16 protein-coding genes are annotated in these 16,306 nt (G+C 39.8%); 8 read left to right on the forward strand and 8 right to left on the reverse strand.

What is annotated here, in order from left to right; translation table 11 throughout:
• Positions 1 to 287 precede the first annotated feature (287 nt).
• The 4 genes from radA to IM797_RS05705 all read right to left on the reverse strand — a co-directional run bounded on the left by radA (position 288) and on the right by IM797_RS05705 (position 4,793).
• Positions 288 to 1,664 carry a DNA repair protein RadA gene (gene radA / locus IM797_RS05690; RefSeq protein ID WP_194126150.1) on the reverse strand — a complete coding sequence of 459 codons (1,377 nt, stop codon included), beginning with the start codon at positions 1,662 to 1,664 and terminating at the stop codon, positions 288 to 290.
• A gap of 144 nt (positions 1,665 to 1,808) precedes the next feature.
• Positions 1,809 to 3,359 (reverse strand): Rne/Rng family ribonuclease, encoded by a 1,551-nt coding sequence (locus IM797_RS05695; protein ID WP_194126151.1) that lies wholly within the window; start codon positions 3,357 to 3,359, stop codon positions 1,809 to 1,811.
• A gap of 246 nt (positions 3,360 to 3,605) precedes the next feature.
• Positions 3,606 to 4,484 (reverse strand): M48 family metallopeptidase, encoded by an 879-nt coding sequence (locus IM797_RS05700; RefSeq protein WP_194126152.1) that lies wholly within the window; start codon positions 4,482 to 4,484, stop codon positions 3,606 to 3,608.
• A gap of 6 nt (positions 4,485 to 4,490) precedes the next feature.
• Positions 4,491 to 4,793: an HU family DNA-binding protein gene (locus IM797_RS05705; protein WP_084288493.1), complete on the reverse strand. Its 303-nt coding sequence runs from the start codon at positions 4,791 to 4,793 to the stop codon at positions 4,491 to 4,493.
• A 228-nt stretch (positions 4,794 to 5,021) separates the two neighbouring features.
• Between IM797_RS05705 and mutY the strand changes: the two genes are divergently transcribed.
• Both mutY and IM797_RS05715 read left to right on the forward strand, forming a co-directional pair.
• Entirely contained in the window at positions 5,022 to 6,074 is a 1,053-nt protein-coding gene (mutY, locus tag IM797_RS05710; RefSeq protein WP_194126153.1) for an A/G-specific adenine glycosylase, read from the forward strand.
• 11 nt (positions 6,075 to 6,085) lie between these two features.
• The gene (locus IM797_RS05715; protein ID WP_194126154.1) at positions 6,086 to 6,514 is read left to right on the forward strand and encodes a single-stranded DNA-binding protein; all 429 of its coding nucleotides are present in this window, start codon (positions 6,086 to 6,088) and stop codon (positions 6,512 to 6,514) included.
• A 67-nt stretch (positions 6,515 to 6,581) separates the two neighbouring features.
• Here IM797_RS05715 and glmS read toward each other — a convergent pair whose 3' ends face one another.
• From glmS to IM797_RS05730, 3 genes are all read right to left on the reverse strand, one after another.
• Positions 6,582 to 8,420, reverse strand: a complete 1,839-nt coding sequence (gene glmS, locus IM797_RS05720) for a glutamine--fructose-6-phosphate transaminase (isomerizing) (RefSeq protein ID WP_194126155.1) — start codon at positions 8,418 to 8,420, stop codon at positions 6,582 to 6,584.
• Positions 8,421 to 8,495: 75 nt separating this feature from the next.
• Positions 8,496 to 9,896 (reverse strand): DUF4270 family protein, encoded by a 1,401-nt coding sequence (locus IM797_RS05725; RefSeq protein WP_194126156.1) that lies wholly within the window; start codon positions 9,894 to 9,896, stop codon positions 8,496 to 8,498.
• A gap of 16 nt (positions 9,897 to 9,912) precedes the next feature.
• Complete coding sequence (locus IM797_RS05730) at positions 9,913 to 10,737, reverse strand: glycogen/starch synthase (protein WP_228098733.1); 825 nt, start codon at positions 10,735 to 10,737, stop codon at positions 9,913 to 9,915.
• Between the two features lie 200 nt (positions 10,738 to 10,937).
• On the opposite strand from IM797_RS05730, the gene panC reads away from it, so the two are divergent.
• The 3 genes from panC to IM797_RS05745 all read left to right on the forward strand — a co-directional run bounded on the left by panC (position 10,938) and on the right by IM797_RS05745 (position 13,329).
• On the forward strand, positions 10,938 to 11,729 hold the full coding sequence (gene panC / locus IM797_RS05735; protein WP_370583071.1) for a pantoate--beta-alanine ligase: 792 nt from the start codon (positions 10,938 to 10,940) through the stop codon (positions 11,727 to 11,729).
• A gap of 34 nt (positions 11,730 to 11,763) precedes the next feature.
• A complete protein-coding gene (panD, locus tag IM797_RS05740; RefSeq protein WP_194126159.1) occupies positions 11,764 to 12,114 on the forward strand; it encodes an aspartate 1-decarboxylase in 351 nt (116 codons plus the stop codon).
• Positions 12,115 to 12,189: 75 nt separating this feature from the next.
• Positions 12,190 to 13,329 carry an acyl-CoA dehydrogenase gene (locus tag IM797_RS05745; protein ID WP_194126160.1) on the forward strand — a complete coding sequence of 380 codons (1,140 nt, stop codon included), beginning with the start codon at positions 12,190 to 12,192 and terminating at the stop codon, positions 13,327 to 13,329.
• A gap of 68 nt (positions 13,330 to 13,397) precedes the next feature.
• Here the strand turns inward: IM797_RS05745 and IM797_RS05750 are convergent, their stop codons facing one another.
• Positions 13,398 to 13,748, reverse strand: a complete 351-nt coding sequence (locus IM797_RS05750) for a phage holin family protein (protein ID WP_194126161.1) — start codon at positions 13,746 to 13,748, stop codon at positions 13,398 to 13,400.
• Positions 13,749 to 13,766: 18 nt separating this feature from the next.
• Between IM797_RS05750 and IM797_RS05755 the strand changes: the two genes are divergently transcribed.
• The 3 genes from IM797_RS05755 (at position 13,767) to nusA (ending at position 16,258) form a co-directional block, all read left to right on the forward strand.
• Positions 13,767 to 14,201 (forward strand): hypothetical protein, encoded by a 435-nt coding sequence (locus tag IM797_RS05755; protein WP_194126162.1) that lies wholly within the window; start codon positions 13,767 to 13,769, stop codon positions 14,199 to 14,201.
• 354 nt (positions 14,202 to 14,555) lie between these two features.
• Complete coding sequence (gene rimP / locus IM797_RS05760) at positions 14,556 to 15,020, forward strand: ribosome assembly cofactor RimP (protein WP_194126163.1); 465 nt, start codon at positions 14,556 to 14,558, stop codon at positions 15,018 to 15,020.
• Positions 15,021 to 15,022: 2 nt separating this feature from the next.
• Entirely contained in the window at positions 15,023 to 16,258 is a 1,236-nt protein-coding gene (nusA, locus tag IM797_RS05765) for a transcription termination factor NusA (RefSeq protein WP_194126164.1), read from the forward strand.
• Positions 16,259 to 16,306 lie beyond the last annotated feature (48 nt).

A 16,306-nucleotide genomic window follows, 5' to 3' on the forward strand; every position in this document is an offset into this window, starting at 1 on the left:
TGTTTAAGCCTAATATAGCGAATATATCAAAAAAAAATCCTCGTTACCTAACGATAACGAGGATAATCATCCCTATTGTTTGTCGAGAATCATAAATGACGCTCAACGATTAGACATATCCAATTACCAGGCCGTTTTTAAAATCATATACTTATAGTTGTAATTGTCTTTATTTGAAGGCTTTATGTTTTTACGTAATCAATCTTGATTAGTGTTTATGGGGAATTTTATGCCCTTGTTGTAGAAAAGTGAGTAAAAACATACTCACTTTGATGGTTGTGCCAGTTTTAGCCAAATAGACTGGAAAAGACATCTTCAATTTTACTAACTGCGACCAGTTCAATCTGATAACGTTCTAGATTTAAGCCTTTCATGTTGTAAGTGGAAATGAATACCTTCTCAAAACCTAGCTTTTCTGCTTCAGAAATACGCTGTTCAATGCGATTTACTGCTCTGATTTCACCAGAAAGTCCCACTTCCGCCGCAAAACATATTTTTGATGAAATGGCGATTTCTTCATGGGAAGAAATGATTGCCACCATAATAGCCAGATCAATCGCGGGATCTTCAACCTTCAAACCACCCGCTATATTTAGAAATACGTCCCGGGTGCTCAGTCTGAATCCGCATCTCTTTTCAAGAACGGCCAATAGCATATTCATTCTCTTTGTGTCGAAGCCATTAGAAGAGCGCTGTGGTGTTCCGTAGGCTGCGGCACTAACAAGTGCCTGCGTTTCGATTAACATCGGCCTGGCACCTTCCAGTGTGGCTGATATCGCAATTCCACTCAGCTCTTCATCTCTTTGCGACAGTAAAATTTCTGAAGGATTGGAGACCTGCCTCAGGCCAGTTCCATGCATGGCGTAGATACCAAGTTCGGCAGCAGCCCCAAATCTATTTTTTATGGCCCTTAAGATTCGGTATACATGGTGACGATCGCCTTCAAATTGCAATACGGTATCAACCATGTGTTCCAATATCTTTGGTCCGGCTATGGTACCATCTTTGGTGATGTGACCGATTAGAAATACTGGTGTATCGGTTTCCTTGGCAAAGCGCATCAGTTCTGCAGTACATTCCCTCACCTGGGATACACTGCCAGGAGTGGATTCTATATGAGCTGAATGCAGTGTTTGTATGGAGTCGATGATGATGATATCTGGCTCAAGTTGTTCAATTTGTTTGAATATATTCTGGGTAGATGTTTCTGTCAGGATATAGCAGTTCGCCTTAGGCTTTTCCGTAATTCTTTCTGCGCGCATTTTAATTTGCTGCTCACTTTCTTCACCGGATACATATAATATTTTTTTATCGGAGATGTTTAAAGCAAGTTGCAGCATCAGTGTTGATTTGCCGATTCCCGGTTCTCCGCCAATGAGGATCACAGAACCTGCGACCAGACCTCCGCCAAGAACGCGATCTAATTCTTTGTCGCCGGTAGCTATTCGTTCTTCTTTGATCGATTGTATCTCATCTACTTTGGCCGGCTTGTTTAAGCGTTGCGTTCCGGAATTGGTTTTCCAGGAAGGGACTTTGGAAGTCGGCTTTTCAATGATTTCCTCTACAAATGTATTCCATTCATTACATGAAGGACATTTACCTAGCCATTTTGCCGATTCATATCCGCAACTTTGACAGAAATATGCTGATTTAGTTTTAGCCAATTGATTTAATTTTAGTGAATGACGAGCTATAAGCTTGGTTCATTTTACGAATTTAGGCTAAATTCCAGAAATAAACACCCGGTAAAAAAAACAAGCCTGGGTTCTATTCAGAACCCAGGCTTGTGTAAGTAAACGTGATCGTTATTATAACTTGATCTCTTCGTCTTTAGAAGAAATGAAATGGAATTCAGTTAGGTTGTACGATGGTACTGCCTTGACTTTAATTCGTTGTCCGAATTTGAAGAACCATTTCCAATGTAAAGAAATGAGTCCCTTTTTAATGTATGCCTCAATGTAAGGATGTACACAAAGCGTAATATTTTTTTCGTTTTGCTCTTGCAAAATATAGGTTAGGTTATTTTCGATGTCATCCATCAAAACGATGCTAGCCTTAATTTCGCCCGTACCATCACAGGTTGGGCATTTCTCACTGGTTACGATGTTCATTTCCGGGCGCACGCGCTGACGGGTAATCTGAACAAGACCAAATTTACTTGGTGGCAGAATGGTGTGCTTGGCACGGTCCAGTTGCATGAGGTCGCGCAGATAATCAAACAACATCTTACGATTGGCAGGCTTGTGCATATCGATAAAATCGATGACAACGATACCACCCATATCACGTAAACGCAATTGACGGGCAATTTCCTTTGCCGCCTCTTTGTTTACCTGTAAGGCATTCTCTTCCTGATTTTCCTTACTTGCTGTTCTGTTTCCACTGTTTACATCAACAACGTGTAATGCTTCGGTGTGTTCTACAACGAGGTAAGCACCACCGGCCAGGTTTACCGTTTTTCCAAAGCCATTTTTGATTTGCTTTTCGATACCGAAATGTTCAAAGATCGGTTCTTTATGCTTGTAAAACTTTACAATTTTCTCCATTTCCGGAGAGATCTCGTGAACGTAAGAGCGAATGTCCTCGAAAAGGCCACTGTCATTTACGTAAACATTGGTAAAGTCAGTACTCAAAATGTCCCGTATCAGCGTAGATGTACGGTCCATTTCTCCCCAAACACGTTTGGACGGCTCAGCATCAGGTAATTTCTTAATGAAATTTTCCCATTTCGCTACCGAGTCAAGTAAATCTTTTTGAAGCTCTGCAACACCTTTACCCTCAGAAACTGTTCTGATGATTACACCAAAATTCTTAGGTTTGATGCTTTCGATAATCTTCTTTAATCGATTACGTTCGGTATTGCTCTTAATCTTTTTAGAGATAGAGATCACGTTAGAAAAAGGCACCAATACAATATACCTTCCTGCAATAGAAAGATCAGAGCTTAGTCTGGGTCCTTTTGTGGAGATGGGTTCTTTCGCAATCTGAACTGGCAAAACAAGGTTTTTGCCCACCACTTCAGATATCTTACCCGCTTTGTTAATGTCCTCCTCTAATTTGAAATTATCTAATAAAGTGCCGTTAACAGAGCCATTACGCTTGATTTTAGTAAGCTTTATTAAAGATTGGACTTGCGGACCAAGATCAAAGTAATGCAAGAATGCATCTTTTTCATAACCAACATCAACAAACGCAGCATTCAGGCCCGGCATAATTTTCTTTATGCGGCCCAAATAAATGTCGCCAACGGCGTAGTTGTTATTGATCTGTTCCTTATGAAGTTCTACAAGTTGTTTATCTTCAACTAAAGCTATGGTTACTCCCAAAGGAGATGAATCTATAATTAGTTCCTTTACCAAAAGCTACAGATTTTAAGGCTAATGCCTTATTAACACATGGACAAAATAAAAACATTGGAAACCAACAATTAAGGCTACGATTTAATCCTAGCCTTAATTGTTAGTTTTTTCCAAGAAAAACTATTTTTTCTTATGTCTGTTCTTTCTTAAACGTTTTTTACGTTTGTGGGTGGCCATTTTATGTCTTTTTCTTTTTTTACCGCTTGGCATAACTTTAAATTTTAAATATTTTGATAAATCTGTTTATTAGTGTTTGTTCTTCAATGCAATCACTTTCTCGTCAATAAACTGAGATAGTTTAGCATTTGCAGCTAGTTTTTTGCTTTTTAAATAAGCATCAATAGCTTCCTGGTTTCGTCCAAGATTTTCGTACGCTGTAGCCAGGTAAAAATAGGCGTCTGGCGATGGATTTGTTGCAACGATGGACTCAAATCGGGTGATCGCTTTGTCAAACTGACCTGATTTGATGGCGAAAGTACCTAAACTCATATTTGCTTTTAAGTTCTTAGGATCTTTTTTAACCACATCAAGCAGCATGGCAATCCCCTGCATTGGCATGCCCATTCCGTTTACGATTGTAATACCTAACCCGGTTTTTGCGGCCGCATTACTGGAATCAATCGCAACTGCATTGGTATACGCAGTGTGCGCTTTTTGCAACAGTGCTGGCAGCATCAAACTGTCGCGGGTATTGTCAAACGCTTTCATAAACTGGTCGCCTGCCGACATCCAGTTTTTCAATGAAGCCTCCTTTTTTGCAATAATTTCAAGATATAATGCACTTGGAATCGGTTGTTCGATATCATCCCATTTTTGAGCCAATAACTTTGCCGCTGCGGATTTTTTATCCTCAGAAGCGGTATTATATGTGTTTTCTAATGTGGTGATTTCTGCAGCAAGGCTGGCATTGATTACATTTTTAGCCGAAGAAGAAACTTGTACTAAGCTAATTTCCGGTACAGCAGGTTTTTCAGACATTTCGCCCCCTGATGGTGGCATTGCTGTGGTACTGGTTTCTTCTTTTGGCTTAACTAAACCCTTAATATCACGGGTAAACAAAAATGCAATGAGCAATACGATTGCTCCTATAACGATTATTTGTTTATTCCGGATACTTTTTATCATAGCTGATTATGCTTCTACGCTAAGTTTCTTAGAGTTGCTTTTTACTTTATCAACAAAAACTTTTGCTGGTTTAAAACTTGGAACAAAATGTTCTGGGATAATAATCGCAGTGTTTTTTGATATATTCCTAGCAGTTTTTTGTGCTCTCTTTTTTACAACAAAACTACCAAAACCTCTTACATATACATTTTCTCCACCAATCATGCTGTTTTTGATGACCTTGAAAAATGCCTCAACGGTTTCTTGTACATCTACCTTTTCAATTCCTGTTTTCGTTGATATTTCTGAAATAATATCTGCCTTAGTCATATTTTATATTTATTTATTTACTGTGTGCTACGTTATTATATATGTTTTGGGGTTGCAAAAGTATTGCTTTTTAATGAGATAGGAAAATAAAAGATGATTTATTTGTTCGAACTATAATCACTGTATTGCAAGTTTTCTCAAAAACTCGATCAACAACACATGTATAAACCTTAGTGGCTATAAAATGTAACGCAGATAAACTCAAAAATCGGTGTACTTTTGCAGGCTATGAGTTTCCAGTCTACACTTATCAATTGGTATCTGACCAATAAACGCGATCTGCCCTGGCGAAATACGACTGATCCCTATGTCATTTGGCTATCGGAAATCATTTTGCAACAAACCAGGGTTGAGCAGGGCATGCCTTATTTCAATAAGTTCTTAGCAGCTTTTCCTACCATAGGTGATTTTGCCGCGGCTACCGAAACCCAGGTGCTTAAATTGTGGCAGGGACTGGGGTATTACTCCAGGGGCAGGAATATGCTATTTACAGCATTGCAAATTCAGGACGAATACGAAGGGACCTTTCCTGTAAAGTACGAGGATCTGATCCGGTTAAAAGGAGTTGGGGAGTATACAGCGGCAGCAATTTCCTCCTTTTCTTCGAATGAATCCAGGGCTGTACTTGATGGAAATGTATTTCGATTATTGTCCAGGTATTTTGGAATTGATACCCCGATCAACAGTACCACCGGCAAAAAAACGTTCAGTAACCTGGCCCAATCTTTAATTGTTGGTGAGCAGGCTTCTTTATACAACCAGGCAATTATGGAATTTGGAGCCTTACAATGTAAACCCAAGTCCCCCAATTGCGACATTTGCCCGTTAAATTCCGACTGTTATGCCAGGTTAAATGCTCAGGTCAATGTACTTCCTGTGAAACTGAAGACATTAAAAAAGCGGATCCGTTATTTCAATTACCTGGTGGCAATGAAAGATGATATGGTTTTGGTAAAAAGGAGGGGGCCTGGAGATATCTGGCAGGAGCTGTATGATTTTCCCCTGATAGAAACCGCACAGTTTTATCGCGAAGTGCCCGAAACATTTTTTGATTTATTAAAACAAAACTTTGGTAAAGACTGTAATGTTACAGATTTGGGGCAAAAAAAACATTTGTTGACTCACCAAACTATATATGTTCAATTTTTTGCTTTAGATAATTATATCATTAACTTTAATCAGAATGCAGATATAAAGTGGGTAACTCTGGCGGCGTTTGACGATTTGCCGCAGCCTAAAGTGATTACCGATTTTATGAGTGCTTATTCAGTTAAAAAGTAAAACCATATTTCATGTCAGGTATTAACAAAGTTATTTTAGTTGGACATTTAGGCAAAGATCCTGAAGTCAGACATTTAGACGGAGGTGTAACCGTTGCAAGCTTTCCATTGGCTACATCAGAAACCTATAACAAGGACGGCAAAAGAATAGAGCAGACGGAATGGCATAATATTGTTTTATGGCGGGGTCTGGCGGAAGTTGCGTCTAAATATTTACAAAAGGGGAAATTGGTATACATTGAGGGTAAACTGCGCACGCGGTCTTTTGAAGACAGGGAACGGGTGAAGAAGTATGTGACCGAAGTTGTTGCGGAGAACTTTACGATCCTGGGCAGGAAAAGTGATTTTGAGCAAACGCCGGTGAGCAATGAAAATACTACACCAAAAAGTGAATCTGAATATCTTGACTCTAATGAAGTTGCAGGGGATTTGCCTTTTTAATTCCTGATTGAATTAAAGCTCAAAGAAATCAATCTGCTGGAGTTTATGAACTCCAGCAGATAAAAAATTATTCTACAGTAACTGACTTCGCCAGGTTTCTTGGCTGATCTACATTGCAACCTCTTAAAACAGCAATGTGGTAGGATAAAAGTTGTAAAGGTATAGTCGCTAATAATGGTAAAAACGCTTCGCTCGCATCAGGAATCTCTATGCAGTAGTCGGCCATTTTCCGCACCTCGGTATCACCTTCAGTTACAATCGCCAAAACAATTCCTTTTCTTGCTTTTACTTCTTGTATGTTGCTGATTACTTTTTCGTAGGATGAGTTTTTTGTTGCAATCACTACTACCGGCATTTCCTCGTCAATTAAGGCGATAGGACCGTGTTTCATCTCAGCGGCAGGATAACCTTCGGCGTGGATGTACGAGATTTCCTTGAGCTTTAAAGCGCCCTCCAGTGCCACAGGGAAACCGCTACCTCTTCCCAGGAACAGACAGTTCCTGGAATCCTTGAATTTAGCAGCAATTTCTTTAATGATATCGTTGGACTCCAGTGCCTTTTGGATCTTTTCAGGAATGCAATCCAGTTCCGTTAACAGTTCATTTAATTTAGAATGCGTTAAAGTTCCTTTTTGCTGAGCCATGTAAAAGGCCATTAGCGTAAGTACCGTTACCTGGGCAGTAAACGCCTTAGTTGAAGCCACACCAATTTCCGGGCCTGCATGTGTATAAACACCAGCATGCGTTAATCTAGGGATCGAAGATCCTACAACATTACAAACACCAAAAATAGTTGCTCCTTTTTCTTTGGCCATTTCAATGGCGGCCATCGTGTCTGCGGTTTCTCCGGATTGGGATATGGCGATTACAATGTCTTTTTCTGTAATGATCGGATTGCGGTATCTGAATTCGGAAGCGTATTCTACTTCTACAGGAATCCTTGCATATTCCTCAATCAGGTATTCTCCAACCAAGCCAGCATGCCATGATGTTCCGCAGGCTACAATGATAATACGATCAATGTTTTTTAGTTTGTCTGCATATTCTTTGATGCCACCAAGTTGTACTTTACCTTCATTGGGATAAATACGACCACGCATACAATCGCGGATTGAGCGTGCCTGTTCAAAAATTTCTTTGAGCATGAAGTGCTCATAGCCACCTTTTTCCAGCATTTCCAGCTTCAATTCCAGCTCCTGGATATATGGGGTTTGAACCACATTGTCCAGGCGTTTGATCAACAGTTCATCTCTTTTAATGAAAGCGATCTCATTGTCGTTCATGTAGATTACATTTTTAGTGTATTCTACAATCGGCGTTGCATCGGATGCAATGAAATATTCTCCATCACCAACACCAATCACCATCGGACTTCCTTTTCTGGCTGCAATCAATTGATCTGGCTGATCTTCGTCCATGATCACGATCGCATAAGCGCCATTCACTTCTCTAAGCGCCAGTCTGACAGCTTCGAGTAAATCAGTCTGATCGTTTTTGTAAATTTCTTCGATCAGGTGTATTAAAACTTCTGTATCCGTATCACTCTTAAACTCATGCCCTCTGCTTTGCAGTTCTTCTTTAAGTGTGGCGTAGTTTTCAATAATTCCGTTATGTATAATGGTTAATTTGCCATTGTTTGAGGTGTGGGGGTGTGAGTTCCTGTCTGACGGCGCGCCGTGTGTAGCCCACCTGGTATGTCCGATCCCTGAAGTTCCGCTAAGGTCTTTACCTTCGGCAAAATTCTCCAGTTCCAAAACTTTTCCAGCTTTTTTATAGATGTTTAATCCTGTTTCATTGATCAGTGCAATTCCGGCACTGTCATATCCACGATATTCCAATCGTTTTAATCCTTTAATTACTATGGGCCAGGCTTCCCTGTGACCAATATAACCAACTATTCCACACATAAGGTAAATGCTTTAAAAAAATAAATCCCCCGAAAGTAAAGATCTCGGGGGACATATTGATGAGGTTTAAAAAAATTAATTTACTATGGTATAGAAAATATTTAGTTTAAGTCGTTTCTCTCCAGATGATGCACCTGCTTTGTAAGCTTTGATCACCGATCTTGCCGATGAAGTTACTGAAGGCGTTAAATTAAATTCAGTTAAAGAGCTTGGCGCTAAAAATGTACCGTAATCGGTAGATCCATTAACCAGGGACTGAATATAGTCGGTTATAGAAAAGATATACCGTTTGTTCACAGAATCAAAATAACCACCAAACGTAGTACTGGTTCCTGATGGATTGTCTATTAAATTGGCGCGCTGGCCTGCGATATCATAGTTGTATAAAGATAATCTTTGTGCGGCATTAAAAGGAGCAACATCTGTTCCGTCGTTCAGGTCTACAACCAATTGCGCCTTGTTAACCAATACTTTTGCATTTGCACCGTTTTTAGCTTTTAAATCGGCAACAAAGCTTTTTAGATAGGGGAACGAGATTTTGTTCTTTAATCCTGCCAAAGCTTGTAAATAAGTTACCTGATATTTAACTGTAGGATTGTCTAACTGAGTTTTAATCACAGTACCCGTGTAGTCGTGTCCAACTGTGGCCGTTACTGGTCCGGTGCTGGTTGAGATCGGGAAACTGGTCATTACTGTATCAATAGCGGTCGTTGTCGTTGCATTTTGTCTTTTGTAATAAATGTCAACTCTTGCATCGGTTCCAGTAAAGTTAAAGAACATGATACCACCCTGATTGGTTGCGCTGGCTGTTACTTGTAAGCCTTTAAAATACCTGAAAAAGGAATTTAAATCATCATACTTCAGTGTATCTGCTTTAATGATGTTGGTTTGCACAAAGGTATTGTTCAGCTTGATCCTGATCTGCGGAACAACTGTGATCGCAGTGTCAGGTCCGCCAGCAACAATACTCGTAATTTTGAATTTTGTGTTCGGTTGAATTTTTCCACTGTATGTTCCAAGTGCTGCTCCGGTTGTTGGAAAGGTAATATTGGTCTGGAATGATTTTTCCTGAGATAGATCACTGGCCAGTTGTTTTACTTGCAGTGCGTATACAGAGGTTGTGGTATCACCATAAAATTGCGTTCCATATGGTAAAACCAATACTGCAGAGTCAATATTTGCATTGGTTCCAAACCTAAACGCAGCGCTCGGAATGCCTAACGACATCGAAATGCTTGCAAAGGATTTTCCAAATACCGGATCTGTGATATAACCCAGGGGATGACGTGTTAATCCTACGCCGGAAGTTACGTCGTCCAGAAGGGTTTGAGAAGTAACTGTTGCTGTATCTATCAGTGAGCCACTAAATGTCTGATCTGTATCGGGGTTTAAACCAATCGTGTTCTCGTCTTTACAAGAAGCAAAAAGAAAAAGACCTATCAACAGGGTTAATAAGTCTTGTTTTGTAAATTTCATATAATATTACCTGAGTTTATGCTATTGAAGCCAATTCTTCATTTGAAATCTCCTCATACAAAGCATAGAAGTTTTCAAAATTTTCTGTTAAATTATAAGCTAAAGTTGGTTTATTAGAATCTTTAACAAATTTTAACACATTGGCTGCTATATTTTCGTCTGCTAACACCACTGCGTCAGAGTAAGTTACGGCTCCGATATGCAAAGTGTTACAATCTGCATTTTCAAACATCTTGGTATCTTCAGCAGTCATTGAGTTCATCACCGCCTTTTTATGTAAATCTGCATTTAAGGTTTCCGTAAAACAGTTCTCATAAATAGAATAAACTACTTTAGAATTCTTAAATGTAGGATCGTTTTTATAGGTAGTTTTAATGTACGCAGGTACCAAAGCGGTCATCCAGCCATGGCAATGTACAATATCTGGTGCCCATCCAAGTTTCTTAACGGTTTCCAATGCGCCCTTACAAAAGAAAATAGTCCGCTCGTCATTGTCTGCATAAAACTTGTTTTCTTTATCTCTAAACACATATTTGCGTTGGAAATAGTCTTCGTTATCCAGGAAATATACCTGCATACGGGCAGCCGGAATAGAAGCCACTTTAATAATTAAGGGATTATCATTGTCGTCAATGATGATGTTCATTCCTGAGAGACGAATAACTTCGTGCAATCTGTTCCTTCTTTCATTAATATTCCCAAACCGCGGCATTAAAATGCGGATTTCGAATCCTTTATCCTGCATTGCCTGTGGTAATTGACGGGTAATTTCAGAAATCTTTGTGAGTTCAAGGAAAGGCGACATCTCGTGTGTAACAATCAGTAGCTTCGTTTTTGCCATCTCCATATTCTAAATAAAAATTTATGTTAAAGAAAAGATTATCAAGGGGCAAAGGTAAGCAAAATAATAACATTTATCAATATAATACGCAAGATGTTTTGTTGGGAATGTATAATTAACCAACTTTGCCCCCTGAAATTTTATACGCTAGTTTGAAAGTAATAAATACAATAGCGGCATTAAAGTCGTTGCTTGAACCAATTAAATTGGCTCAACAGAAAATTGCCCTTGTACCTACAATGGGTGCTTTGCACAAGGGGCATGTATCGCTGATAGATATGGCCAAGCAGCAAGCCGATGTGGTGGTGTGCAGTATTTTTGTAAATCCTACGCAGTTTACTGATCCAAAAGACCTGGAAAAGTATCCGCGGCCGCTGGAGCATGACATGAAAATGTTGTTGGAGGCGGGCTGCGATGTTGTATTTATGCCATCTGTTACCGAGATGTATCCCAGGCCGGAGACCTGGCACATTGATCTTGGACCGGCTGAATTTTTATTAGAAGGGGAATTTCGCAGAGGACATTACCAGGGGGTCACACAGATTGTAAAAAAACTGTTTGATGCCGTAAACCCAGACGTTGCCTTCTTTGGTCAGAAAGATTTTCAGCAGGTGCTGATGATTAAAAACATGGTTGCCTTTTTCCAATTGCCGGTTCAGATTGTGTCCTGTCCGATTATCCGCGAGGACGATGGTTTGGCCATGAGCTCCAGAAATATTCACTTAAGTCCGGACGACCGTAAAAATGCGTTGGTTTTGAGTAGGGCGCTCGATTATGTTAAAGCAAATTTTGACTCCATTCCCGTAGCAGAACTGTTGGCTTACGCGCAGGATATGATTGATCATACCCCGGGTGTGGCGCTGGATTATTTTACGGTGGCCAATGGTGAGACGCTTGAACCGGAATATGATAAAAGTCATCAAAATATTGTTGCATTGGTTGCCGCCAAGGTTGGCGAAACCCGGCTTATCGACAATATGATACTTAACTGAACCTCTCATTCATAAAAATACCTAACTTTGCGTCATGATTATCGAGATCCTAAAATCGAAAATACACCGTGTTAAAGTAACACAGGCAGAATTGAATTATGTTGGAAGCATTACCATAGATGAAGATCTGTTGGATGCAGCTAATATTATCCCTAATGAAAAAGTGCAAATTGTAAACAACAACAATGGCGAGCGTTTTGAAACCTATGCAATAAAGGGTGAGCGCGGTAGCGGAATGGTTTGTTTAAATGGTGCTACTGCCAGAAAAGTACAGGTTGGAGACATTCTGATCATCATGTCCTTTTGTTCATTGCCTATGGATGAAGCGCGAAAATACCACCCTATTTTAGTGTTTCCTGATGATAATAATCATCTTTTGAAATAAAAATGCTATGCATCCATAGTAATTAGTCTGACTTTTATATAAATTTGGCATAACTTATTATTTTACAATATAATTATGCTATTTCAATTAAGTGAAGAACAATTGATGATCCAGCAGGCTGCAAGGGATTTTGCGCAGACTGAACTTAAGCCTGGCGTTATCGAAAGAGATGAGCACCAGAAATTTCCTGCTGAGCAAGTTAAAAAACTTGGTGAGCTGGGTTTTTTGGGGATGATGGTATCAGAAAAATATAATGGGAGCGGCCTTGATGCTTTATCCTATGTGTTGGTTATGGAAGAACTTTCTAAAGTAGATGCGTCTGCTTCAGTAGTTGTTTCAGTAAATAATTCATTGGTCTGTTACGGACTGGAATCTTATGGTTCCGATTTTCAAAAAGAAAAATATTTAAAGCCGCTGGCTGCAGGTGAAAAGATCGGTGCATTTTGTTTGTCTGAACCTGAAGCGGGTTCTGATGCCACTTCGCAACAAACTACCGCTGAAGACAAAGGCGATTATTACCTGTTAAATGGTACTAAAAACTGGATTACCAACGGGGGCACTGCTTCAACGTATTTAGTTATTGCTCAGACCGACCGTTCACTGAAGCATAAAGGCATCAATGCTTTTATTGTAGAAAAGGGCATGGAAGGTTTTACCATTGGTCCTAAAGAAAATAAAATGGGCATTCGTGGTTCAGATACACATTCACTGATGTTCAATGACGTAAAGGTTCCGAAAGAGAACCGGATTGGTGAAGAAGGGTTTGGATTTAAGTTTGCCATGAAAACCCTGGAAGGTGGGCGTATTGGTATTGCTGCGCAGGCTTTGGGTATTGCCGCAGGTGCTTATGAACTGGCTTTGGCATATGCTAAAGAGCGCAAATCTTTCGGTAAGCCCATTGCAGAGCACCAGGCTATTGCTTTTAAGCTGGCTGATATGGCTACCAGTATTGAAGCTGCACGTATGCTTGTTTATAAAGCAGCCTGGTTAAAAGACCAGGGACAGTCTTATACCCTTGCAGGCTCAATGGCAAAACTTTATGCTTCTAAAGTTGCTATGGACGTTACGGTCGAAGCGGTTCAGATTCATGGAGGTTATGGCTTTGTTAAAGAATACCATGTAGAGCGATTGATGCGCGATGCAAAAATCACCCAGATTTATGAAGGAACTTCAGAAATTCAGAAAATGGTAATTTCAAGAGAGGTACTTCGGTAGCACAGTCTGTCAATATATTTAAAAAGCGGGTGTTCAGGTTAACTGAACACCCGCTTTTTTTGTGTGTATCAGGCTTTTTCTACGCCGGCAATGGCTTCAAAGATCGCCTTGATTAAAGCTACAATGATGGCAAACACTGCGGCATGTAGGAAGTTGTCAACATGGAATCCGGTCAGCCAGTGGCTTACCAGTAAAATCATCAGTACACTAATGACAAATGACATCAATCCAAATGTTAAAAAATTTATGGGAAAGGTGAGCAGCCTGAGGATAAAACCTATAGTTGCATTGGCCAGTGCAATGAGGATTGCAGCAAGTACAGCTGTGCCAAAACTGTCTACGTTTACACCCGGGGCAAGGTATCTGGCGCCAAGAAATACCGCAAGGCCGGTTAGTAAAATTTCAATAATGAGTCTCATAATGCTTAATTTAGTGCTATGGTTATAAAATCAATTCATTTGTTTGGCGTGTTTGCGCTCTCAAGCCTGTTGCTTAGCTGTTCATCAGCAAATAATACGCCACTTTTAATTGACTTTTCTGCGGATCGTAATGCGGTAGTTTTTAAAAATATTGATGCAGCCGGGCTATTGCAACTCCAGAATTTGCCTGCAGGGGATTCAACTTTATCGCGACTGGTCTATGTGTCTGAAGAGGTATTGTCGGCAGATTCGGTTAAAAAGGAGCGCTTGCTTGTGGGAAAAGTTAGCGTAAATGATACTGCTGTTGTATTTATTCCGGAACACCCGCTTGTAAAAGGGCAGGATTACCGGGTAGTGTCTTATTTAAATGTCCAGTTTGGGAGCTTGAAAAAAATGCTGAAAAATGAATTGAGTTATAGGGTGAAGCCTGAGGAAAAGGTTTTGCGCAGGTAATATTTTACTGCAAAACCTGTCAAGTAATTCCAGGACTGATGTAAAGCTATATCAGGACTATACATTCCTCTGACCTCCTTCGTACTTTCTTCGGACATTCTTCGTTAAAAGGGGCTTTAGCCGAAGAATGTCCGAAGAAACACCGAAGAAAGTGCGAATTAGCAGAGGCTTATATATGAAATTGTCTCAGGAAAGAAGACCCTTGCGGACAACTATTCTCTAATTTGCAAAATTGATTACTGAACTGATTGTGTTATAGCATTTTTAATTTGTAAAAATAATTCGTACATTTGCATCGTAATAGGGGTAAGAGGGGGCAGATGTCCCCTCTTTTCTATTATTGGCAAATTGGTTATGCAAGTAGAAAAAAGAGTAACAGAATTGGTTGAAGAGAAGATTTCGGATAGGCCGGAATTGTTTCTTGTTGAGGTGAAAATGCTGCCAAACAATAAACTTATTGTGCATGTAGATGGCGATGAAGGGATCAGTATCCAGGATTGCGCGGCTATAAGCAGGCATGTAGGTTTTCATCTGGAGGAGGAAAATACAATTGAAAAAGCATACAATCTGGAGGTATCATCACCGGGTGTAGGCGAACCGTTAAGACTGAACAGGCAATATGTTAAAAATATTGGAAGGGAAGTAAGCGTTAAGCAGACCGGTGGAGAAATTAAAGAAGGTAAATTGCTGGCTGTAAACGATGCAAACATTACCATTGAAGCCAAGGTTAAAGAAAAAGGTAAAAAAGTTCAGCTGGTTGAAACCAGTATAGACTTTAATAGTATAACAGAAACAAAGGTTTTAATTTCATTTAAATAAAAATGAGCAATATTAATTTAATCGATTCATTTCAAGAGTTTAAAGACTTCAAGAACATCGACCGCCCTACAGTGATTAGTGTGCTGGAAGAGGTATTTCGCAGTATGTTGCGTAAAAAATATGGTACTGATGAGAATTGTGACGTAATTGTTAACCCGGATAACGGTGATTTGGAGATCTGGCGTACCAGAAAAGTGATGGAAGATGGCTTTTCGGAAGACGATGATCTTGAAATTGAGCTTGCAGAGGTAAAACAATTGGATCCGGATATGGAGGTTGGCGACGACTACATTGAGCAGATCACGTTAGAAAGCTTTGGCCGCAGGGCAATTTTAGCTGCCCGTCAAACGCTTGTTTCTAAAGTATTGGAGTTAGAGAAAGACGAAATCTTTAAAAAATATAAAGACAGGGTTGGTGAAATTATCACCGGTGAAGTTTATCAGGTATGGAAAAAGGAAACTTTGGTACTTGATGATGAAGGCAACGAATTAATGATGCCTAAAACCGAGCAGATTCCTGCCGACTATTTCAAAAAAGGTGATACGGTACGTGCGGTGATTTTGAAGGTGGACATGATTAATGCAACACCTAAGATCATCATTTCACGGATTGCTCCAGAGTTTTTACAACGTTTGTTTGAAATCGAAGTTCCAGAAATTTTCGACGGTTTAATTACCATTAAGAAAATTGTTCGCGAACCAGGAGAGCGTGCTAAAGTTGCGGTTGAATCTTACGACGACAGAATTGACCCGGTGGGTGCTTGTGTTGGTATGAAAGGTTCTCGTATCCACGGTATCGTAAGAGAGCTTAAAAATGAAAATATTGATGTAATTAACTTTACAAACAATATCTCATTATACATTACCCGGGCATTGAGTCCGGCAAAAATCACTTCCATTAAATTGGATGATGAAACTAAACATGCTTCGGTTTATTTAAAACCAGATCAGGTATCTTTGGCCATTGGACGTGGTGGGCACAATATTAAATTGGCAGGTAAATTGACCGGTTATGAAATTGATGTGTACCGTGAAGCCGGTGAAGAAGATGAGGATGTGGATATTGAAGAATTCTCGGACGAAATTGATAGCTGGATCATTGATGAACTGAAAGCTATCGGTTGCGATACTGCAAAAAGCGTATTGACACTGTCTGTAGATGAATTGGTGAAACGTACCGATTTAGAGGAAGAAACCATCAAAGAAGTGATGAGTATATTAAAATCAGAGTTTGAATAACGTAATCTTGAACAGGTGCGAACTATGTGGCAATTAAAAACAAATCAC

The organism is Pedobacter sp. MC2016-24 (assembly GCF_015223055.1).
Lineage (GTDB): Bacteria > Bacteroidota > Bacteroidia > Sphingobacteriales > Sphingobacteriaceae > Pedobacter.